Origin of the sequence: Pectobacterium aroidearum, assembly GCF_041228105.1 — a bacterium.
Classification (GTDB): domain Bacteria; phylum Pseudomonadota; class Gammaproteobacteria; order Enterobacterales; family Enterobacteriaceae; genus Pectobacterium; species Pectobacterium aroidearum.
Genome location: NZ_CP166097.1, coordinates 213894 through 235740, shown reverse-complemented (window position 1 = coordinate 235740; position 21847 = coordinate 213894). Strand labels below are relative to the sequence as shown.

The 21847-nt window shown below is 50.3% G+C and carries 14 protein-coding genes, 4 tRNA genes, 3 rRNA genes and 1 riboswitch; of the genes, 4 read left to right on the top strand and 17 right to left on the bottom strand.

Annotation, left to right across the window (positions count from 1 at the left end; translation table 11 throughout):
- Positions 1 to 22 precede the first annotated feature (22 nt).
- On the top strand, positions 23 to 1549 hold the full coding sequence (locus tag AB8809_RS01005; protein WP_349856681.1) for a YifB family Mg chelatase-like AAA ATPase: 1527 nt from the start codon (positions 23 to 25) through the stop codon (positions 1547 to 1549).
- 56 nt (positions 1550 to 1605) lie between these two features.
- Here the strand turns inward: AB8809_RS01005 and AB8809_RS01000 are convergent, their stop codons facing one another.
- The gene (locus tag AB8809_RS01000; protein WP_014701822.1) at positions 1606 to 1944 is read right to left on the bottom strand and encodes a DUF413 domain-containing protein; all 339 of its coding nucleotides are present in this window, start codon (positions 1942 to 1944) and stop codon (positions 1606 to 1608) included.
- A gap of 120 nt (positions 1945 to 2064) precedes the next feature.
- Here AB8809_RS01000 and hdfR point away from each other — a divergent pair, with 120 nt between their 5' ends.
- Complete coding sequence (hdfR, locus tag AB8809_RS00995; RefSeq protein WP_015842127.1) at positions 2065 to 2892, top strand: HTH-type transcriptional regulator HdfR; 828 nt, start codon at positions 2065 to 2067, stop codon at positions 2890 to 2892.
- A 21-nt stretch (positions 2893 to 2913) separates the two neighbouring features.
- Here hdfR and yjfF read toward each other — a convergent pair whose 3' ends face one another.
- From yjfF to btuB, 13 genes are all read right to left on the bottom strand, one after another.
- Positions 2914 to 3876 (bottom strand): galactofuranose ABC transporter, permease protein YjfF, encoded by a 963-nt coding sequence (gene yjfF / locus AB8809_RS00990; protein ID WP_180779397.1) that lies wholly within the window; start codon positions 3874 to 3876, stop codon positions 2914 to 2916.
- Complete coding sequence (ytfT, locus tag AB8809_RS00985; protein WP_349856682.1) at positions 3876 to 4886, bottom strand: galactofuranose ABC transporter, ATP-binding protein YtfT; 1011 nt, start codon at positions 4884 to 4886, stop codon at positions 3876 to 3878. Before ytfT ends, yjfF begins: the two co-directional genes overlap by 1 nt.
- Positions 4873 to 6393: a galactofuranose ABC transporter, ATP-binding protein YtfR gene (gene ytfR, locus AB8809_RS00980; protein WP_349856683.1), complete on the bottom strand. Its 1521-nt coding sequence runs from the start codon at positions 6391 to 6393 to the stop codon at positions 4873 to 4875. The genes ytfT and ytfR overlap by 14 nt, the downstream gene beginning before the upstream one ends.
- A gap of 190 nt (positions 6394 to 6583) precedes the next feature.
- A complete protein-coding gene (ytfQ, locus tag AB8809_RS00975) occupies positions 6584 to 7540 on the bottom strand; it encodes a galactofuranose ABC transporter, galactofuranose-binding protein YtfQ (protein ID WP_130637827.1) in 957 nt (318 codons plus the stop codon).
- Between the two features lie 441 nt (positions 7541 to 7981).
- Positions 7982 to 8057 (bottom strand) — tRNA-Trp (locus tag AB8809_RS00970).
- An 8-nt stretch (positions 8058 to 8065) separates the two neighbouring features.
- Positions 8066 to 8142, bottom strand: a tRNA-Asp gene (locus AB8809_RS00965).
- 52 nt (positions 8143 to 8194) lie between these two features.
- Positions 8195 to 8310 (bottom strand): 5S ribosomal RNA (rrf, locus tag AB8809_RS00960).
- Between the two features lie 134 nt (positions 8311 to 8444).
- Positions 8445 to 11351 (bottom strand): 23S ribosomal RNA (locus AB8809_RS00955).
- A 209-nt stretch (positions 11352 to 11560) separates the two neighbouring features.
- Positions 11561 to 11636, bottom strand: a tRNA-Ala gene (locus AB8809_RS00950).
- A 42-nt stretch (positions 11637 to 11678) separates the two neighbouring features.
- A tRNA-Ile gene (locus AB8809_RS00945) sits at positions 11679 to 11755 on the bottom strand.
- 73 nt (positions 11756 to 11828) lie between these two features.
- Positions 11829 to 13368: ribosomal RNA gene (locus AB8809_RS00940) — 16S ribosomal RNA — on the bottom strand.
- The 16S, 23S and 5S rRNA genes sit together here with 4 tRNA genes alongside, the layout of an rRNA operon.
- A gap of 379 nt (positions 13369 to 13747) precedes the next feature.
- Positions 13748 to 14605: a glutamate racemase gene (gene murI, locus AB8809_RS00935; protein ID WP_349855615.1), complete on the bottom strand. Its 858-nt coding sequence runs from the start codon at positions 14603 to 14605 to the stop codon at positions 13748 to 13750.
- On the bottom strand, positions 14550 to 16445 hold the full coding sequence (btuB, locus tag AB8809_RS00930) for a TonB-dependent vitamin B12 receptor BtuB (RefSeq protein ID WP_349855614.1): 1896 nt from the start codon (positions 16443 to 16445) through the stop codon (positions 14550 to 14552). The genes murI and btuB overlap by 56 nt, the downstream gene beginning before the upstream one ends.
- Before the next feature lie 65 nt (positions 16446 to 16510).
- Positions 16511 to 16744, bottom strand: a riboswitch (cobalamin riboswitch).
- 129 nt (positions 16745 to 16873) lie between these two features.
- Between btuB and trmA the strand changes: the two genes are divergently transcribed.
- Positions 16874 to 17977 carry a tRNA (uridine(54)-C5)-methyltransferase TrmA gene (gene trmA / locus AB8809_RS00925; protein WP_182101198.1) on the top strand — a complete coding sequence of 368 codons (1104 nt, stop codon included), beginning with the start codon at positions 16874 to 16876 and terminating at the stop codon, positions 17975 to 17977.
- A gap of 40 nt (positions 17978 to 18017) precedes the next feature.
- Here trmA and AB8809_RS00920 read toward each other — a convergent pair whose 3' ends face one another.
- On the bottom strand, positions 18018 to 18404 hold the full coding sequence (locus AB8809_RS00920) for a YijD family membrane protein (protein ID WP_349855613.1): 387 nt from the start codon (positions 18402 to 18404) through the stop codon (positions 18018 to 18020).
- Positions 18405 to 18439: 35 nt separating this feature from the next.
- The gene (gene fabR, locus AB8809_RS00915) at positions 18440 to 19069 is read right to left on the bottom strand and encodes an HTH-type transcriptional repressor FabR (RefSeq protein WP_010308157.1); all 630 of its coding nucleotides are present in this window, start codon (positions 19067 to 19069) and stop codon (positions 18440 to 18442) included.
- Between the two features lie 211 nt (positions 19070 to 19280).
- On the opposite strand from fabR, the gene sthA reads away from it, so the two are divergent.
- Positions 19281 to 20687, top strand: coding sequence for a Si-specific NAD(P)(+) transhydrogenase (gene sthA / locus AB8809_RS00910; protein ID WP_012772922.1), 1407 nt, complete (start codon positions 19281 to 19283; stop codon positions 20685 to 20687).
- Here the strand turns inward: sthA and oxyR are convergent.
- A complete protein-coding gene (gene oxyR, locus AB8809_RS00905; RefSeq protein ID WP_012772921.1) occupies positions 20679 to 21587 on the bottom strand; it encodes a DNA-binding transcriptional regulator OxyR in 909 nt (302 codons plus the stop codon). The genes sthA and oxyR overlap by 9 nt on opposite strands.
- Positions 21588 to 21847 lie beyond the last annotated feature (260 nt).

Below are 21847 nucleotides of genomic sequence, written 5' to 3'. Positions count from 1 at the left end.
CCATCAGCAAAGGGGAAATAGTATGTCATTGGCAGTTACCTATACTCGGGCAATGATTGGCGTACAAGCGCCGGACGTTTATATCGAAGTTCACATCAGCAGTGGGCTACCGGCCTTAACGCTAGTTGGCTTACCAGAAACTACCGTTAAGGAAGCGCGCGATCGCGTGCGCAGCGCACTCATCAATTGCGGATTTACCTTTCCAGCCAAGCGCATCACGGTCAACCTTGCTCCCGCAGACCTGCCAAAAGAAGGGGGACGCTACGACCTGCCGATTGCTCTGGCGATTCTGGCGGCATCAGAACAAATCGATGGGGAAAAGCTAATCCGCTACGAGTTTCTTGGCGAATTAGGCCTGTCTGGCACGCTACGTGGCGTCAATGGCGCAATTCCCGCCGCACTGGAAGCCATAAAGTCAGGCCGCCAGCTAATCCTGCCAGATGACAATAAACGGGAGATGACGCTGATACCGCAAGGTGAAGCGTTAATGGCTGGGCATTTGTTGGAAGTGTGTGCTTTTCTCAGCGGGGAAGAGGAGTTACTCAGTTGCTCCGATATCGCACTGGCTCCGCAGTCAGAAGAAGATGCACTCGACCTGAAGGATATCATCGGTCAGGAGCAGGCTAAACGCGCGTTGGAAATCGCGGCGGCTGGCGGTCACAATCTGCTATTGCTGGGGCCGCCGGGAACAGGAAAGACCATGCTGGCGAGCCGATTAGGCAATCTGATGCCGCCATTAAGCGATGAAGAAGCGCTGGAAAGCGCCGCCATCAACAGCCTCATCAACATTGATGCCACCATGACGCGCTGGCGTGCCAGACCGTTCAGAGCGCCTCACCACAGTTCTTCTATGGCCGCACTCGTGGGGGGAGGATCGTTGCCAAAACCCGGAGAAATCTCACTTGCTCACAACGGCGTGCTGTTTCTGGATGAATTACCGGAGTTTGAGCGACGCGTTCTGGATTCTCTACGAGAGCCTCTGGAGTCCGGTGAAATTATCATTTCCCGGACGCGCGCCAAAGTGTGCTACCCGGCACGCGTGCAGCTCGTCGCTGCAATGAATCCCAGCCCATCAGGCCACTATCAGGGCATCCATAACCGCTTACCCGCACAACAAATACTGCGCTATCTCAGCAAACTTTCCGGTCCCTTTTTGGATCGCTTTGACCTTTCGATCGAAGTTCCTTTGCTACCACCAGGGGTTTTATCTCAGCAACGTCATCAGGGAGAAAGCAGCGCAACAATTCGCGAGCGCGTGCTGATCGCACGGCAGATACAGCTGAAGCGGGCAAATAAAATCAACGCGCTGCTCACCTCACGCGAAATAGAACAACACTGTGCGTTAGAAGCGCCTGATGCGGCTTATCTGGAAGAAGTGATGAACAAACTCGGCTTATCCGTACGCGCCTGGCACAGGATATTGAAAGTCGCACGCACGATCGCTGACCTCGGCGATCGGAACAGCATAGAGAGAAAGCATATTGCCGAAGCACTGAGCTATCGCAGTATGGATCGATTGCTCATCCAGCTCCACAGAAGTCTTGAATAGCAAAGCGTTAGATGTGTTCACCGCAAAAGAAAATGGGGCTAACGCCCCACTCTTAATTAATCATCGCTTTCCGTGTATTCTTCCACCGCATCCATCTGTGGCTTACCGCCAGATAAGGTATGGAAGCGTTTAGGGCGACGGACACGTTCCAGATACTTGGACCAGATTTTTTCCAGTTCTGTTTCCGCTTTACGTTCGCCGCGACACATGGCGACAAACGATGTTTCTTCCTCAGTCACTGGTTCACGTTTGCCCAAATCCAGCTCGTTAAACGCGTAACCGTGGCGTTCCAACAGTTGTGCTTCTTTAATCGTAAAGTCGCCATGTCGGGAAAAACCACGCGGGTAGAACTTGTTATCAAAAAAACGATGAGTGGTAGAGAAGCTTTCTGCCATCTTACACGCTCCTAATTCTTCTATGGTCGTGTTGTTTATGGCGCGGAGTATTAGATAGGCTTGACATTGTGTAAAACAAAACATTTAAATCATTACGACAAAATTTTTTTGGAGATGGGCGTGGATACCGAATTACTAAAAACCTTTCTGGAAGTCAGCAGGACAAGACACTTTGGCCGTGCTGCCGAATCCCTGTATCTGACGCAGTCAGCGGTGAGTTTTCGGATTCGCCAGCTAGAGACACAGCTTGGTGCCAACCTGTTCACACGCCATCGGAACAATATACGCCTGACTCCCGCAGGAGAACGGCTTCTGCCCTATGCGGAAAGCCTTATCGGTACCTGGCAGATCGCCAAAAAAGAAGTCGCTCGCTCGCAACAACATAGCCTACTGTCAGTGGGTGCCACCGCTTCACTATGGGAAGCCTATCTGACTCCCTGGCTACAATCGCTGTACCAACAGCGCCCGCTGCTCCAATTAGAAGCACGCATTGCCTTACGTCATTCACTGGTAAAACAACTCCATGAGCGTCAACTGGATCTGTTGATTACGACCGAGCAACCCAAAATGGAGGAGCTGGCGAGTCAGTTACTAGGAAATTTTTCCCTTTCGCTGTTCGCGGCAGAAGCGCATCCACCTGGACAGGAATTGCCCTATATAAAATTGGAGTGGGGTGCGGACTTTCATCAGCAGGAACATCGCCTCTTAGCCAGCGATCAGCTTCCCGTTTTGACAACAACATCAGCTCATTTGACCCGCCAGTTGCTTGAAACAACCGGCGGTTGCGCGTTTTTACCCAGCCATTGGTTACAAACCTATTCCAATCTGCGGATAGTCGGCGATAGCCAGCCAGTCGTGCGCCCGTTTTATGCCGTTTGGTTACAAAATAGCGATCAACAGACAATGATCCGCCAGTTGTTGAAAACGCCTATTTTAATCAATGCATGATCCATCCAGCTCATAGGCGATTTAAGCACGTCTGGCTAACCAGAAGGTGCTTAACGCTTTCTGTAACCCGATGAAAGCAAACAGCAGGAAGCCGATGACGATTTTTGTCCACCATGAACTTAAGGTGCCATCAAATGTGATATACGTTTGAATCAGCCCCTGAATCAGTACGCCAAACAGCGTTCCCAATACGGTGCCAACACCGCCGGTCAGGAGCGTACCGCCGATTACGACGGCCGCGATGGCGTCCAATTCCACACCGCTTGCTGCCAGAGCATAACCCGCCGAGGTATAGAGTGAAAAAACAATGCCTGACAGTACCGCTAATGTACTGGAAAGCATGTATATCTGAATCGTCGTCCGCCTGACGGGCACGCCCATCAGCTCCGCAGAATAGCTATTACCGCCAATCGCATAAACACGGTTACCGAAACGGGTACGATGCGCCATCACAATCCCCAGCAGCACAACAACCAGCATAATCAGCGCCAGAAAGGTAAAACGTCCCCCATCAGGCATGCGCCATGCTAAACCTGCCAGTTGGCTATAGACCGGATGATCGATGGGTATCGACTCCTGAGAGACGATGAAGCTCATGCCACGAACAAAGAACATACCCGCCAAGGTGATAATGAATGCAGGCAACTTGAGCGTATCAATAATCCACCCCATCACCCCGCCAAACATAGCTCCCATCACCAGTGCGATGGCGAATGCAAAGAAAGGATCGATGCCATATGTCCCGATCAATTTGGCCAATAACACGCCGGTAAAGGCAATAACTGACCCCACGGAGAGATCGATCCCGCCAGAGAGAATGACAAACGTCATCCCTACCGCCACGATCCCCAAAAAAGCATTATCCGTCAGTAAATCAAAGAAAACTCGCGTCGAAGCAAAGCCAGGAAACTGGCTGAGACAGAATAAATAACCTGCAATAAATACCAGAATCGTCATCAACAGGGGGAAGTGGCGTTTCAGCATTATGTTTTCCTCCTGAACAGGTGATGCAGCGAAATACGCGGAGATTGCATAACCAAAACCAGCAGAACGACGAGTGCCTTCAAAACCAGATTGAATTCCGGTCGATAGCCCGAAAGCAGGATGCCGGTATTCATACTCTGAATAATCAATGCACCAACAACAGAGAGCAGCAAATTAAAACGACCGCCGAGTAGCGAACCTCCACCGATCACAACGGCCAGAATCGCGTCTAATTCCAACCAGAGACCCGCGTTATTCGCATCGGCACCACGGATATCCGCCGTTACAATAACGCCCGCTACGGCGGCACACACGCCGCATATGACATAAGCCGCGATTAATACCAGCTTCGTACTCACACCAGCGTTGCGAGCCGATCGCAGATTAATGCCAACTGATTCGATAAACAGCCCAAGCGCCGTTTTACGCGTCAGAATCCACAGCGCCAGCAATACCACGCAGGCAATAATCACCGGCATAGGCAGATAGAACAGAGTTCCGCTGCCTAACTTGGCTAACCCAGCGTTATCAAACGTAATAATCTGCCCTTCGGTAATCAACTGAGCGATGCCCCGTCCGGCCACCATTAGCATTAGCGTCGCAACAATCGGCTGAATCTGTAATACCGCAACCAGAAACCCGTTCCACAGTCCACAGAGTGCGCCAACCAATAACGCAGTCAGCAGCACAGAAGGGAGTGGGTGACCAGCAGCAGTCAGCGTTGCCGCTGTCGCTCCTGCGATCGCCATAACTGCGCCAACCGATAAGTCGATACCGCCAGTGGCAATCACCAACGTCATGCCTAATGCCAGCAGCGCAACGGGGGCTCCACGGTTAAGAATGTCGATAAGGCTACCGAACAAGCGTCCATCCTGAATGTGGAGGGAGAAGAAGTTTGGCGAGACCATGCTATCAATCAACAAGATAGCAACCAGCGCCAAAAGCTGTGGCACGCCCTTGGTGAACGTTAGACGCACTTTTTTGGCAGGTTTGACGTTATTGTCTGTCATCGGCTGCTCCCGTTTGTACTGCGATAGCCTGCATCACTGCGGCAACCGAGATCTCGCTATGTTCGAGATGTGCAACGTGTTGCCTGTCGCGTAGCACAATGATGCGATCGGCATAGCCTGTCAGTTCTTCCAGCTCAGAAGAAATCACAAGTAACGCCATTCCCTGTTCACACAGCTTTTCGATAAGACGAATGATTTCAGCATGTGCACCAACATCAATCCCTCTCGTTGGCTCATCCAGAATCAAAAAACGCGGCTCTGTTGCCAGCCAGCGCGATAGCAGGACTTTTTGCTGATTCCCACCCGATAGATACTGAATTTCCTGCTCTGGGCTGGGCGTACGAATCCCTAATAGGTTGATAAATTTTTCAGCGATACGAGTTTGTTCACGCAAGGAAATAGGCTTCAACCAGCCGCGCTGCGCCTGAAGCGCCAGAATGATGTTCTCTCGTACCGTTGCCGCACCGACAATGCCGTCAGTCTTGCGATCCTCAGGGCAATAACCAAAGCCCAGTTTCCCTGCTGCACGCGGCGTACGAATGCTGACTTGTTTGCCATCAACCCTGGCTTCTCCGGCATCAGGCACGTTAATACCAAATATCAGCTGCGCGGTTTCTGTCCGACCGGAACCCAGTAGACCAGCAAGGCCAACAATTTCTCCTGGACGCACGGAAAGCTCGAAGTCATTAATCGAACCACGCCGACCATAGTGTTTAAATTGCACGATGGGTTCACCCGCCACGTCACTGTGTTCACCCCGCTTCAATAACGTTTCATCAAAACTGTGTCCCAGCATCATTTGGACTAATTCAATACGCGGTAATTCTTCAACCGGTAATGTCCCCACGAGTCGACCATTACGCAAAACGGTAATTCTGTCGCTAATGCGATAAACCTGATCCAGAAAGTGCGTGACGAATATCATGCCAATTCCGCGATCCCGCAATTTCCGCAATATATCCAGCAGCATATCAACTTCTTTTGCATCAAGGCTTGCAGTGGGCTCATCAAGAATTAAGACTTTAGCGGAAAGATCAATAGCTCTGGCAATAGCGACAATTTGCTGTACTGCAATGGAGTAATTACCAAGCGGATGGCTAACATCAATCACCAGCCCATAATTCAATAAAAGTGCTTCAGCCTGACGCAGAATTTTATGTTGATCAACGATGCCCCAGCGGGTGGGTTCACGACCAATAAATAGATTTGCCGCAACGGACAGATTCGGTAATAGATTGACCTCCTGATATACCGTGCCAATCCCCAATGACTGAGCGTGGGCAGTATTAACAGGATTAATCGCCAGACCATCGAGGATAATATCACCAGACGAACGGTGATAAACGCCAGTCAACGCCTTAATTAAGGTTGATTTCCCTGCGCCATTCTCCCCTAATAGCGCCACTATTTCGCCGCGATTAAGCGTGAAGTCCACCTGATCTAATGCTTTTACCCCCGGAAACTCAACGCTCATGCCCCGAATATCTAACAACCGTGTCGTTTCCATCAGCATCACCTATGCGACAACTAAACTAGGCTATACCACACCTGAGCAATATGATGGATAAGTAGGCTGGCAATATTCACTGTTCCGTAGTTTAACGGTGCAGAAAACATAGCAAACCCACTTTTCCATATTCATATTTCTGCCAGGCATTTGGCAAATTTATATCAACGATGAATCCAAAATATAAATATCAATAACCGAGATCTTTCTTAGTTTCATATTCCTGCTTTGCCGTATCAGGCAGTAATAAACGTGATTCAGTTTGAATGAATTTTTCAGGTTGTTTGCCATCCTTCTTCATCGCTAATAAAGCATCAAAAGCAGGCCCAGCCATATTAGGCGTTAATTCAACGGTAGCATTAGCTTCGCCATTCATCATAGCTTTGAAAATGTCAGGGACACCATCAATGGAGACAACTTTTATCTGTGAACCAGGTTTCAAACCCGCTTCTTTAATTGCCTGAATAGCGCCTATAGCCATGTCATCATTATGTGCATAAACCGCACAGATATTTTTTCCGTTCTGCTCAGCTTTAATAAAGCTTTCCATGACCTCTTTACCCTTACTGCGGGTAAAGTCTCCCGATTGTGAACGAATAATTTTTATCTGCGGATCTGAAGCTATACCCTCAGCAAACCCTTTCTTGCGATTTATCGCGACACTCGCCCCAACAGTTCCCTGTAGTTCAACAACATTACAAGGCTTGCCTGCGGCCTCCTTCACAAGCCATTCCCCTGCCACTTTTCCCTCATAGACGCTGTCAGAGGCGATAGCAGCGGTGTACAGCGATGGATCGCTTACCTCAATCGTTCGATCGAGCAGGAACACCGGTATTTTTGCTTCCTTAGCTTCCTGTAACACTGGCGCCCATCCTGTGGCGACAACTGGCGCAATAAAGATGGCATCAACCCCCTGAGCGATAAAGGACCGCACGGCCTTAATCTGGTTCTCCTGCTTCTGTTGAGCATCAGCTATTTTTAACGTTATCCCACGCTTCTCGGCTTCCTGCTTTGACACTTTAGTTTCTGCAGAGCGCCATCCTGATTCTGAACCAATCTGGGAAAACCCAACAGTTAAGGGTTTTGCCTGTACGGCACCACATAACGCCGTGCTTACAGCAACAGCTACCAGTAAACGTCTGTACATACTTAAACTCCTTCTGTGTAGTCTTACAGCTACTTAGTCAGATTTCAGGTACAGCATAGCGCTACCTATTTATGCTATAGCGCTACCGATGTGATGTTGGCAGATATCACTAACAAGTGAATGCAACCTGAAGGATCGCTCTAAAAAACGATTTATCCTTCACTCAGGTTGTAGATAGTTTTAGTTCAAATATCGAACAAGGTAGATGAGCAAGTTCACAACCTGGTATTACGGTGATTTTGTGCATATTTACAGCTAAATCAGCACGATCTGACAGGAGTTCGTAAAAGAGTTTTACCGATTAAATAACAACACGTTAGATTGATTTGGCATCTAGAAAGGGGAAATAGCGAAGGGACCAAGAAGAAAGATGCAAGACAGGATTAGGCATAAAATTCAGATCAAAAAAAACCCCTCACATTGCTGTGAAGGGTTTTTATTTGGCAGGGGCGGAGAGACTCGAACTCCCAACACCCGGTTTTGGAGACCGGTGCTCTACCAATTGAACTACGCCCCTAAATAGGGTGGCGGAACGGACGGGGCTCGAACCCGCGACCCCCTGCGTGACAGGCAGGTATTCTAACCAACTGAACTACCGCTCCACCGAATTTCTCTACAACCACCAGATTGCTCCGGCTTACTGCTTAATTTGATGCCTGGCAGTTCCCTACTCTCACATGGGGAAGCCCCACACTACCATCGGCGCTACGGCGTTTCACTTCTGAGTTCGGCATGGGGTCAGGTGGGACCACCGCGCTATCGCCGCCAGGCAAATTCTGTTTTATTCCGACCGTTACTTAACATGACTTTTTTCTTTGTCATCTCCGTAACCATCAGAACCAATCTTTGAACAAGCTGAATATCGTTCTCTATGAGTCGTCTCACAAAACACCTTCGGTGTTGTAAGGTTAAGCCTCTCGGGTCATTAGTACTGGTTAGCTCAACGTATCGCTACGCTTACACACCCAGCCTATCTACGTCGTCGTCTTCAACGGCCCTTCAGGGGCATCTAGTGCCCAGGGAAGACTCATCTCGAGGCAAGTTTCCCGCTTAGATGCTTTCAGCGGTTATCTCTTCCGCACTTAGCTACCGGGCAATGCAATTGGCATCACAACCCGTACACCAGTGGTGCGTTCACTCCGGTCCTCTCGTACTAGGAGCAACCCCTCTCAATCTTCCAACGCCCACGGCAGATAGGGACCGAACTGTCTCACGACGTTCTAAACCCAGCTCGCGTACCACTTTAAATGGCGAACAGCCATACCCTTGGGACCTACTTCAGCCCCAGGATGTGATGAGCCGACATCGAGGTGCCAAACACCGCCGTCGATATGAACTCTTGGGCGGTATCAGCCTGTTATCCCCGGAGTACCTTTTATCCGTTGAGCGATGGCCCTTCCATTCAGAACCACCGGATCACTAAGACCTGCTTTCGCACCTGCTCGAGCTGTCACTCTCGCAGTCAAGCTAGCTTATGCCTTTGCACTAACCTCCTGATGTCCGACCAGGATTAGCTAACCTTCGTGCTCCTCCGTTACGCTTTGGGAGGAGACCGCCCCAGTCAAACTACCCACCAGACACTGTCCGCAACCCGGATTACGGGTCTACGTTAGAACATCAAACATTAAAGGGTGGTATTTCAAGGTTGGCTCCATGCAGACTGGCGTCCACACTTCAAAGCCTCCCACCTATCCTACACATCAAGGCTCAAGGTTCAGTGTCAAGCTATAGTAAAGGTTCACGGGGTCTTTCCGTCTTGCCGCGGGTACACTGCATCTTCACAGCGAGTTCAATTTCACTGAGTCTCGGGTGGAGACAGCCTGGCCATCATTACGCCATTCGTGCAGGTCGGAACTTACCCGACAAGGAATTTCGCTACCTTAGGACCGTTATAGTTACGGCCGCCGTTTACCGGGGCTTCGATCAAGAGCTTCGCCTTGCGGCTGACCCCATCAATTAACCTTCCGGCACCGGGCAGGCGTCACACCGTATACGTCCACTTTCGTGTTTGCACAGTGCTGTGTTTTTATTAAACAGTTGCAGCCAGCTGGTATCTTCGACTGATTTCAGCTCCATGAGCAAGTCACTTCACTTACCATCAGCGTGCCTTCTCCCGAAGTTACGGCACCATTTTGCCTAGTTCCTTCACCCGAGTTCTCTCAAGCGCCTGAGTATTCTCTACCTGACCACCTGTGTCGGTTTGGGGTACGATTCGGTGTTACCTGGAGCTTAGAGGCTTTTCCTGGAAGCGTAGCATCAGTTACTTCATCACCGTAGTGACTCGTCATCACGCCTCAGTGTTAATGATGACCCGGATTTACCAAAGTCACCCACCTTCACGCTTAAACCGGGACAACCGTCGCCCGGATAACCTAGCTTTCTCCGTCCCCCCTTCGCAGTAACACCCAGTACAGGAATATTAACCTGTTTCCCATCGACTACGCTTTTCAGCCTCGCCTTAGGGGTCGACTCACCCTGCCCCGATTAACGTTGGACAGGAACCCTTGGTCTTCCGGCGTGCGGGTTTTTCACCCGCATTATCGTTACTTATGTCAGCATTCGCACTTCTGATACCTCCAGCAACCCTCACAGGCCACCTTCGCAGGCTTACAGAACGCTCCCCTACCCAACAACACTAAGTGTCGCTGCCGCAGCTTCGGTGCATGGTTTAGCCCCGTTACATCTTCCGCGCAGGCCGACTCGACCAGTGAGCTATTACGCTTTCTTTAAATGATGGCTGCTTCTAAGCCAACATCCTGGCTGTCTATGCCTTCCCACATCGTTTCCCACTTAACCATGACTTTGGGACCTTAGCTGGCGGTCTGGGTTGTTTCCCTCTTCACGACGAACGTTAGCACCCGCCGTGTGTCTCCCGTGATAACATTCTTCGGTATTCGTAGTTTGCATCGGGTTGGTAAGTCGGGATGACCCCCTAGCCGAAACAGTGCTCTACCCCCGAAGATGAGTTCACGAGGCGCTACCTAAATAGCTTTCGGGGAGAACCAGCTATCTCCCGGTTTGATTGGCCTTTCACCCCCAGCCACAAGTCATCCGCTAATTTTTCAACATTAGTCGGTTCGGTCCTCCAGTTAGTGTTACCCAACCTTCAACCTGCCCATGGCTAGATCACCGGGTTTCGGGTCTATACCCTGCAACTTAACGCCCAGTTAAGACTCGGTTTCCCTGCGGCTCCCCTATTCGGTTAACCTTGCTACAGAATATAAGTCGCTGACCCATTATACAAAAGGTACGCAGTCACACCCCGAAGGATGCTCCCACTGCTTGTACGTACACGGTTTCAGGTTCTATTTCACTCCCCTCGCCGGGGTTCTTTTCGCCTTTCCCTCACGGTACTGGTTCACTATCGGTCAGTCAGGAGTATTTAGCCTTGGAGGATGGTCCCCCCATATTCAGACAGGATGTCACGTGTCCCGCCCTACTCATCGAACTCACAACTTGTGCATTTTTGTGTACGGGACTATCACCCTTTACTGTGCGACTTTCCAGACGCTTCCACTAACACACAAACTGATTCAGGTTCTGGGCTCTTCCCCGTTCGCTCGCCGCTACTGGGGGAATCTCGGTTGATTTCTTTTCCTCGGGGTACTGAGATGTTTCAGTTCCCCCGGTTCGCCTCATTACGCTATGTATTCACATAATGATAGTGTGTCGAAACACACTGGGTTTCCCCATTCGGGTATCGTCGGGTATAACGCTTCATATCAGCTTACCGACGCTTATCGCAGATTAGCACGCCCTTCATCGCCTCTGACTGCCTAGGCATCCACCGTGTACGCTTAGTCGCTTAACCTCACAACCCGAAGGTGTCTTTGATAAATCAAAGTCACTGTCGCGCTGCGATTATTTGAGAGACTCATTGACAGACTGCATCGCCATCGACACCCAAAGGTATCAACGCACGTTCAGCTGTCATGTTTCAATTTTCAGCTTGTTCCAGATTGTTAAAGAGCAAAATACTTCGCAGCATACTGTTTCCAATACGCTCTGAAGTCTTTTTAATGGTGGAGCTATGCGGGATCGAACCGCAGACCTCCTGCGTGCAAAGCAGGCGCTCTCCCAGCTGAGCTATAGCCCCATCGTTGCTTACAGATACCTTAGATACCACTCACGGAAGAGTTGGTAGGCCTGAGTGGACTTGAACCACCGACCTCACCCTTATCAGGGGTGCGCTCTAACCACCTGAGCTACAAGCCTATTAAGGTATTTCTGCTCGTTATTTTCATCAGACAATCTGTGTGAGCACTTCACTTAACGCACATCTTCTTGGTAAGGAGGTGATCCAACCGCAGGTTCCCCTACGGTTACCTTGTTACGACTTCACCCCAGTCATGAATCACAAAGTGGTAAGCGCCCTCCCGAAGGTTAAGCTACCTACTTCTTTTGCAACCCACTCCCATGGTGTGACGGGCGGTGTGTACAAGGCCCGGGAACGTATTCACCGTAGCATTCTGATCTACGATTACTAGCGATTCCGACTTCATGGAGTCGAGTTGCAGACTCCAATCCGGACTACGACGTACTTTATGAGGTCCGCTTGCTCTCGCGAGGTCGCTTCTCTTTGTATACGCCATTGTAGCACGTGTGTAGCCCTACTCGTAAGGGCCATGATGACTTGACGTCATCCCCACCTTCCTCCAGTTTATCACTGGCAGTCTCCTTTGAGTTCCCGGCCGAACCGCTGGCAACAAAGGATAAGGGTTGCGCTCGTTGCGGGACTTAACCCAACATTTCACAACACGAGCTGACGACAGCCATGCAGCACCTGTCTCAGAGTTCCCGAAGGCACCAAAGCATCTCTGCTAAGTTCTCTGGATGTCAAGAGTAGGTAAGGTTCTTCGCGTTGCATCGAATTAAACCACATGCTCCACCGCTTGTGCGGGCCCCCGTCAATTCATTTGAGTTTTAACCTTGCGGCCGTACTCCCCAGGCGGTCGATTTAACGCGTTAGCTCCGGAAGCCACGCCTCAAGGGCACAACCTCCAAATCGACATCGTTTACAGCGTGGACTACCAGGGTATCTAATCCTGTTTGCTCCCCACGCTTTCGCACCTGAGCGTCAGTCTTTGTCCAGGGGGCCGCCTTCGCCACCGGTATTCCTCCAGATCTCTACGCATTTCACCGCTACACCTGGAATTCTACCCCCCTCTACAAGACTCTAGCTTGCCAGTTTCAAATGCAGTTCCCAAGTTAAGCTCGGGGATTTCACATCTGACTTAACAAACCGCCTGCGTGCGCTTTACGCCCAGTCATTCCGATTAACGCTTGCACCCTCCGTATTACCGCGGCTGCTGGCACGGAGTTAGCCGGTGCTTCTTCTGCGGGTAACGTCAATCGGTGAGAGTATTAATCTCACCGCCTTCCTCCCCGCTGAAAGTGCTTTACAACCCGAAGGCCTTCTTCACACACGCGGCATGGCTGCATCAGGCTTGCGCCCATTGTGCAATATTCCCCACTGCTGCCTCCCGTAGGAGTCTGGACCGTGTCTCAGTTCCAGTGTGGCTGGTCATCCTCTCAGACCAGCTAGGGATCGTCGCCTAGGTGAGCCATTACCTCACCTACTAGCTAATCCCATCTGGGCACATCTGATGGCAAGAGGCCCGAAGGTCCCCCTCTTTGGTCCGAAGACGTTATGCGGTATTAGCTACCGTTTCCAGTAGTTATCCCCCTCCATCAGGCAGTTTCCCAGACATTACTCACCCGTCCGCCGCTCGTCACCCGAGAGCAAGCTCTCTGTGCTACCGCTCGACTTGCATGTGTTAGGCCTGCCGCCAGCGTTCAATCTGAGCCATGATCAAACTCTTCAATTTAAGATTTGTTTGATTTGCTGAACTCGTCAGCGATGCTCAAAGAATTAAAACTGTTTATTCGTAATGAATTTACTGTTGTTCACTCTTCAAGACTTTTTATATCGTTAAGATACGGTCTTGTGAGTGCCCACACAGATTGTCTGATTAAATTGTTAAAGAGCAGTGCCACATCTTCCGTGGCGCGGGCCGCATATATTATGCGTTTCCGCTGTGAAGTCAAGTCATTACTGACCGCCTTCGTTGAATCTTCTTCTGTCACACCAACTTCGTAAGTCGCTGTTGCCGTGTCAGTGGAGGCGCATTATAGGGACTTCTCGCCGCCTGACAAGCGCTAAATGCAAAATAATTTTCGTTTGTCTACTATTCACCCACAAAGCTATCAAAGTGGTAGTTTTTCCAGCGAATCGAAACCATAGCGCTGCAATATTGGCCACAAAGTAGCGACTTTAGGTGTAATCGCCAGGCAATAAACCAGATTCTTATCTGTCGAAAGTGGCGGATTATCCAGATTAGCAATTAGCCATGCTGTTCTTCTGGCAATAGCAGCTCCAGAATCAACAAGGCGTGTTCCATCTGGCAACGCCGCTTTCAGCTCTTCTGCTAACAACGGAAAATGCGTACAACCGAGTACAACCGTATCTGGCGGCTCAGGCAAACGCAGCCAAGGGCGCAGGATTTTTTGCAGCTCGGAAATAGAAATCGTCTCCCCCTGCAATTTTGCCTCTGCCAATTCAACCAGCTCTGATGACCCGAGAGACAAAATCTGGCAATCCGTCGCAAAACGGGCAATCAGTTCGTGCGTATATGGACGTTGAACCGTTGCGCGCGTCGCCAATAAGCCAACAACGCCGTTGCGCGTCAGTTTAGCTGCAGGCTTCACCGCTGGGACGACGCCCACAACGGGGAAAGTAAAACGCTCACGTAACGCAGGAAGGGAAATTGTACTTGCCGTATTACAGGCAATCACAACCAGTGCGAGCTGATGACGTAGCTGAACTGCATTAACAATCTCAACCACGCGCTCGATAATAAACTGCTGTGATTTCTCACCATACGGAAACGCTTCGTTATCGAATGCGTATATATAGTGAAGATCCGGCAAGAGCTGCCGGATTTCATCATAAACAGACAGCCCGCCTACGCCGGAATCGAAGACCAAAACCGTAGGACGGGATGGCAGGTTAGAAGGTATAGCTTCCGGTGAGATAGTATTCTCGACCTGCCGTGCGGTAGCCATATGCCGTCTCGTAATCTTTATCAAACAGGTTGGCGATTCTACCACGAACTGTCAGATGAGAGGTGACTGGATATGAGGCTGCGAGATCAACAGTACTGTAGCTTGGCAAGCGGCGAGTATTCGCTGCATTATCAAACCGCTTACCTACATACTGATAACTCAGATTAAAATCGACGTCATACAGATTCCAATCAACCTGGTACTTTGCTTGCTGCTTCGCACGACGAGCCAAAACCTTATCATTTTCATCGTTGCGGGCATCGAGATAGTCCAAAGTGATTTGGTGATTCAGAACACCTGTCTCAAATGACCCCGTCCACTCCAAACCCTTCATCGTTGCTGCATCAACGTTATAATAAGTCCCGGTATTTGTTGCAAAAGCATACTCATACGCGATCAGATTATCGATCTTATTAATATAACCCGACAAACGCCAACTTAATGGCCCGGTTACACCTTCCAATCCAGCTTCCCATTGTTTCGACTCTTCAGGCTTTAAGTTTTCATTTGATTCAATATCGAAACGCTTCTGACCATATAACTGCCCTAAAGTAGGTGCTTGAAAACCTGTCGCATAGGAAAGGGTTACCCGATAGTCGGGGAAAAACTCCCAGCCTGATGCCAACTGCCAAGTACCATGTCTACCAAATTTCTCATTATCATCACCGCGTACAGATCCTTCCAAGATAACAGCACCATACTGCTGTTGCGCGGTTAAATAAGCGCCTGAATTATCCTGCTTATAGCGATTACTTTCACGATTTAGCGTATTAAAACTAACGCCTTCTGAAGTTAACTTCTGTCGGCGCCAATCAACACCGGCACTAACCATGCCATGACTTAACGCCAAAGTGTTTCCCCACAGCATGTCATATTGATCTATATCATCTTGGGAATTATAGGCACCATAACGTCCTTGAGTGCTGAGATACTGAATTGAAGTGTATTTCTGATAGCTGGCGATCAACTGAGAAGCGTAATTTTCATGAGAGAACCGCAAACCACCACTATAAGTATGGTTGTAGATCTGCTGTTCATCATTAATAGGGCCATAGGTGTCATCAGACAGCGCATCATAATCGCTATTAGTGCCATAGCCATAGCCACGGAAGAACCCAGAAATTGAATCGTTAAACTGGTGTTCAACACCCGCCCAGAATGTTTTGTTACGCCAGCCATCTTTATCTGAGTCTAACGCTTGATTAGAAGAGTTCGGGTAAACATTAAATCCCCGAGAATCCTGATAAGCTCCAGCTAAAGAGACCCGAGTGTTATCACCAACCGACTGATGCAGGCTGCCACTGTATTCCTGATAGCGGTTCGAACCAATCCCAGTACTGAGTACGGTTTTATTTTCCGTTGTTTGCGTAATGATATTAATTACGCCACCAATAGCGTCAGCCCCGTATACCGCAGAACGTGGGCCACGCATAAATTCAATGCGTTGTACTAAAGCAATAGGAATAAGGTTGAAATCTGGATTGCCTGTAATACCGTATTTAGCAATAGGAACACCATCAATGAGTACCAACGTATGACGTGCTTCTGAGCCCCGAATATACATTGATGCGCTTTGCCCCACTCCACCGGTTTGAGCAATATTCACCCCTGGCAATCGACGCATAACTTCCAAAACATTTTTCGCTTGCCACCTATTGATATCATCACGAGTAACCACATCAATTGGTGCCAACACCGAAGACACCGGCTGTGCGAAACGATTGGCCGTTACAACCATGTCATCAGCATTTTTTGCCGATGACGAATTTTGATTTTCCTGCGCCCAGCCAGAAAATGCCGTGACGGAAAGCGCCGTCAGCAGCGAAATTTTTTTAATCATTGTTAAAGCATCCGAGAAATAATAAGGATGCCGCAGGTTCTGTTAATAGCACGCGATATGCAGAACCAATTGCGACGTATTCCGGCAGGTCTTCGGGCTCGGATGCCGTTGTTACCACAAACCGTCAACAACGGTAAGGGATACAACGAAAGCGATGACTTCCCATCCTCAAAAGTTGAAGACAGTGTCTGCATAATAATGCTATCGCCGGGGCATTCCTTACCGCTGCGCGTCAGCTCCAGATTTACACTGGATTCCCTTTTGACTTGTGATACAAGACCGGACGCTCATCCTACAATCGCGAATTGTGGAAGTCTAGACTTCTATATCACTACAGGATAATAACGTAACAAAACTGGACTTCCTGGCCGGATTCCCTACAATTCCCGGCCAATAACACCCTTTTAGACGCTGTTGACGAGAAAACCATGACGCCAGAAATCCTGCCCATCGAACAATACGACGACCAGCTTGCAGAGAAAACCGAGCGTCTGCGTGGAATGATGGCGCCTTTCAATGCACCGGAACCTGTCGTCTTCCGTTCTCCCGTCAGTCACTATCGGATGCGCGCCGAATTCCGTATCTGGCACGAGGGTGACGAGCTTTACCACATCATGTTTGACCAGCAAACCAAACAGCGCATTCGGGTCGATCGCTTTCCGGCAGCCAGCGAGTTGATCAACCGCCTGATGCCGGAGCTGCTTGCCGCAATCCAGCCCGATTCCGTCCTGCGCCGCAAGCTGTTCCAGATAGACTATCTGTCCACTCTGAGCGGAGAAGTGATCGTTTCGCTGTTGTATCACCGCGCTCTGGACGAAGAATGGCAGGAACACGCCCGTGCGCTGCGCGATAGCCTGACGGCGCAGGGGTTCCGCCTACAACTGATTGGCCGTGCGACAAAAACCAAAATCTGCCTCGATCGCGATTATGTCGATGAATGCCTGCCGATTGCAGGTCGGGATATGATTTACCGACAGGTAGAAAACAGCTTCACGCAGCCAAATGCCGCAATCAATATTCAGATGCTGGAATGGGCGCTGGATGCGACGGCGGGATCGACGGGAGATTTGCTGGAGCTGTATTGCGGCAATGGCAATTTTTCACTCGCGCTGGCAAGGAATTTCGAACGCGTACTAGCGACCGAGATCGCCAAACCATCCGTCGCGGCAGCACAGTATAATATCGCGGCGAACCAGATAAAGAACGTGCAGATTATCCGCATGGCGGCCGAAGAATTTACGCAGGCCATGCAGGGTGTGCGTCAGTTTAACCGCTTACAGGGCATCGACCTGACAAGCTACCAGTGCGAGACCATTTTTGTTGACCCGCCGCGCAGCGGGTTGGATGACGAAACGGTGAAACTGGTGCAGGCGTATCCGCGCATTCTTTATATTTCCTGCAACCCGGAAACGCTGAGCCATAACCTGCAAACGCTCTCAGAAACCCACGATATTCGCCGTCTGGCACTGTTCGATCAATTTCCTTACACCCACCATATGGAGTGTGGCGTGCTGTTGGAAAAACGTCAGTAACAGTACACCACCTGGCGGGTCCCCCCGCCAGCATGCTCCGCTACAGCGTTTCGCTCTCTTCTGCGGATACGGAATCCGACTCTTTTCTGCGGCGCAGCTTCAGGCCAATCCAGAAAACCAACACCACACACAGGATTGAAGGAATAAAGTTCGATCCAATGGCGGGATATTCAACGCGCACGATGGCGCTGTAAATCAGTAATCCCAACAGAAAACTGGCCGCAGCCAGCATCGGAATACCTTCCGGCATACTGTGGTGCAAATAACGTTGATGCAGGCAGTAAACGGACAATACCAGCGCAATCAGGGGAAAAATCGAGAACGGAACAATACTGCTGAATAAGGCGGCGAATGCGCCGTTTACGGATAAGCCCGCAATCAACGCCAGCACCAGCGTACCTTTTTCTTGGTGAGGTTTTTCTGTCATGGTTTCTCCCTTTTCATATTGTTGGTATAGAGGCTTTATGGCACGGTAAAGCTACTATCGTGTTCTTTTCTGTACCAGTAATAAGCACCTTTGGCGATCATCCGCAGTTGCAGTACCAGCCGCTCTTCCAGCTGTTTACGTTGTTCCAGAGAAACATCCAGAGCTTCTGCCCCCGCGCTGAAAACAATCGTCACCATCGCTTCCGACTGCGCTTCCGCAAAACTGCGGGGAATATGGTTTTCCACCTCAAGATAATCCGCCAGTTCAGCGATAAAATGCTGAATTTCGCGCGCGACTGCCGCACGAAAGGCCGCCGACGTCCCTGAGCGTTCACGCAGCAACAGCCGGAACGCATTAGGATTATTGCCGATAAATTCCATGAAGGTGGAAACCGACGTCCTGATGACGCTACCAGTCTTGGCAATACGCTGCCGGGCCTGTCGCATTAACTGACGCAGCATCAGCCCGCTTTCGTCAACCATTGTCAGCCCCAGTTCATCCACGTCACGAAAATGACGATAGAAAGATGTCGGCGCGATACCCGCTTCTCGGGCAACTTCACGCAGACTCAGGCTGGCAAAACTGCGCTCAGCGCTTAACTGGCTAAATGCAGCTTCAATAAGGGAACGACGTGTCCGTTCTTTTTGTTGTGCTCTGACACCCATTATGCTGCCCAAATGATCTCTCCCCTTTCCAGAGGGGCACTATAGCAAACTTTATTGTCCGCAGAATGAGACAAAGTTTGCCATATTAAGAATGTGAGAATCTGTTTCCATAGAAAAAGCAGGGATGATTGGGTTCTGTCGCAGTCGATGTTACAATCACACAATGTTAAGGCCACGTTATTATTTTGTATAAAAACAGGTTTAACCTACCATGACTCTAGAACATCAATTCGATTATGATGCCATTGTGATTGGTTCCGGTCCCGGCGGTGAAGGTGCAGCAATGGGATTGGCCAAGCACGGTGCCAAAATTGCGGTGATTGAACGTCACTACAATGTCGGCGGTGGCTGTACCCACTGGGGTACAATTCCTTCCAAAGCCCTCCGCCACGCCGTCAGCCGTATTATCGAGTTCAATCAAAACCCCCTCTACAGTGACAACTCCCGCATTATTCGCTCCTCATTTTCCGACATCCTGCGCCATGCCGACAGCGTCATTGGTCAGCAAACCCGTATGCGGCAAGGATTTTATGAGCGCAACCAGTGCGAGTTGTTCTCCGGTGAAGCCAGCTTCATCGACGCACATACGATTGCCGTTCACTATCCAGATAACACCCATGAAACGCTGACCGCCGCGAATATCATTATCGCGACGGGCTCACGTCCGTATCATCCAGCGGAAGTCGATTTCAACCATCCGCGTATTTACGACAGCGATTCTATTCTGCAACTCGACCACGAACCCCAACACGTCATCATCTATGGCGCGGGTGTTATCGGCTGCGAATATGCCTCTATCTTTCGCGGCCTGAGCGTTAAAGTCGATTTAATCAATACCCGCGACAGACTGCTGGCCTTTCTCGACCAAGAAATGTCGGATGCCCTGTCCTACCACTTCTGGAACAACGGCGTGGTTATCCGCCACAACGAAGAGTTCGAGAGTATTGAAGGGCTGTCAGACGGCGTTATCGTCAATCTGAAATCGGGCAAGAAGATGAAAGCGGACTGCCTGCTCTATGCCAATGGACGCACGGGGAACACGGAAACACTGGGGCTGGAGAATATCGGCCTGAGCACCGACAGCCGCGGCCAGCTCAAGGTCAACAGCATGTACCAGACGGCGCTGGCACATATTTACGCCATTGGCGACGTCATCGGCTATCCCAGCCTGGCATCAGCGGCGTACGATCAGGGCCGGCTCGCCGCCCAGGCCATCATCAAAGGCGATGCCAGCGCGCATCTGATTGAAGATATCCCAACGGGCATTTATACCATCCCGGAAATCAGTTCCGTGGGGAAAACCGAGCAAGAGCTCACCGCCATGAAAGTGCCTTATGAAGTCGGGCGGGCGCAGTTCAAGCATCTGGCGCGGGCGCAGATTGTTGGGATGAATGTGGGAAGCTTGAAGATTCTGTTTCACCGCGAAACCAAACAGATTCTGGGTATTCACTGCTTTGGTGAGCGCGCCGCTGAGATTATCCACATCGGACAAGCCATCATGGAACAAAAAGGTGAAGGCAATACTATCGAGTATTTCGTTAATACTACCTTCAACTATCCAACCATGGCAGAAGCGTACCGCGTCGCGGCACTGAATGGGCTCAACCGCTTATTTTGACAGGTTTTCCATATAGCCCTGCATATGCTCGCGGATGGTATCAGCAAGCTGCTCGTAGCGTCCGCGCAGCGGTGAACCGGGGCGATACACCAGCGCAATTGTGCGTTTGGGCTCCGGTTTATAGCACGGTAAATAGCAGACGCCGTCGCGTTCGCGTTCATGCGGAACCGATAACGACGGCAGCAGCGTAATCCCACTTCCGGCGGCGACCATGTTACGCAGCGTCTCCAGACTGGTTGCCCGGAAATGCGTATCTTCGTCCGCTCCAGCCTGAAAACAGAAGCCCATGGCCTGATCGCGCAGGCAGTGACCGTCTTCCAGCATCAGCAGTTTTTCACCCGCCAGATCGGACATTGCCACGCGCTCGCGGTTCGCCCACGGGTGATCCTGATAAATGGCCAGCTTCATCGGCTCGTCGAAGAGGGGAACTTCGATAAAGGCTTCGGACTCTTTCACCATCGCCAGAATGGCGCAGTCCAGTTTGCCGCTGTCCAACTGGGCCAACAACTGATGGGTTTGCGCTTCGTGCAGATACATTTCGAGCTTGGGAAAGGTGCGATGCAGCATTGGAATGATTTGCGGCAGCAGGTAAGGCCCCACCGTGGGGATCAAGCCGATATGTAGAGGCCCGGACATAGTTTCGCCCTGCTGGCTCGCCATCTCTTTAAGTACCTTAACCTCGCGTAATACCGTTCGTGCCTGCTCGACCAGCAGCAGCCCAGCTTGCGTAAACAAGACCTTACGACTGGTTCGCTCCAACAGCATTACGCCGAGTTCATCTTCCAGTTTACGAATCTGTCCACTGAGTGTTGGCTGACTCACATGGCAGGAATCTGCCGCACGCCGAAAGTGACGATGTTCTGCCAGCGCGACAAGATACTCTAAGTCCCGAATATTCATTATTATTCTCCTTATCATGATAGCTAACAGCGATAGATAGGATATCAATGAACGATAATCCCTATCAACATCCAAAATGAATAATATATCCCTTAAAGCGCGTCTGCTTCTTCCAACCACCTGTCACGCTATACCGAGCAGGCTAATATATTCAAGTGATTTGACGCTGACAGCATTTTGTGTAGTTCGGTCAGCTAAAGAGGTGTGATAGACGCAGAGAAAGCCGATGCACAGGCCGATAATGAACAATACGAAGGAGG

Excerpts from the sequence above, each read along its gene's own strand:
- ytfQ (WP_130637827.1), bottom strand. The coding sequence starts at position 7,540 with ATGTACAGACGTTTACTGGTAGCTGTTGCTGTAAGCACGGCGTTATGT.
- ytfR (WP_349856683.1), bottom strand. The coding sequence starts at position 6,393 with ATGGAAACGACACGGTTGTTAGATATTCGGGGCATGAGCGTTGAGTTT.
- sthA (WP_012772922.1), top strand. The coding sequence starts at position 19,281 with ATGACTCTAGAACATCAATTCGATTATGATGCCATTGTGATTGGTTCC.
- fabR (WP_010308157.1), bottom strand. The coding sequence starts at position 19,069 with ATGGGTGTCAGAGCACAACAAAAAGAACGGACACGTCGTTCCCTTATT.
- murI (WP_349855615.1), bottom strand. The coding sequence starts at position 14,605 with ATGGCTACCGCACGGCAGGTCGAGAATACTATCTCACCGGAAGCTATA.
- AB8809_RS00920 (WP_349855613.1), bottom strand. The coding sequence starts at position 18,404 with ATGACAGAAAAACCTCACCAAGAAAAAGGTACGCTGGTGCTGGCGTTG.
- btuB (WP_349855614.1), bottom strand. The coding sequence starts at position 16,445 with ATGATTAAAAAAATTTCGCTGCTGACGGCGCTTTCCGTCACGGCATTT.
- trmA (WP_182101198.1), top strand. The coding sequence starts at position 16,874 with ATGACGCCAGAAATCCTGCCCATCGAACAATACGACGACCAGCTTGCA.
- ytfT (WP_349856682.1), bottom strand. The coding sequence starts at position 4,886 with ATGACAGACAATAACGTCAAACCTGCCAAAAAAGTGCGTCTAACGTTC.
- AB8809_RS01005 (WP_349856681.1), top strand. The coding sequence starts at position 23 with ATGTCATTGGCAGTTACCTATACTCGGGCAATGATTGGCGTACAAGCG.
- AB8809_RS01000 (WP_014701822.1), bottom strand. The coding sequence starts at position 1,944 with ATGGCAGAAAGCTTCTCTACCACTCATCGTTTTTTTGATAACAAGTTC.
- yjfF (WP_180779397.1), bottom strand. The coding sequence starts at position 3,876 with ATGCTGAAACGCCACTTCCCCCTGTTGATGACGATTCTGGTATTTATT.
- oxyR (WP_012772921.1), bottom strand. The coding sequence starts at position 21,587 with ATGAATATTCGGGACTTAGAGTATCTTGTCGCGCTGGCAGAACATCGT.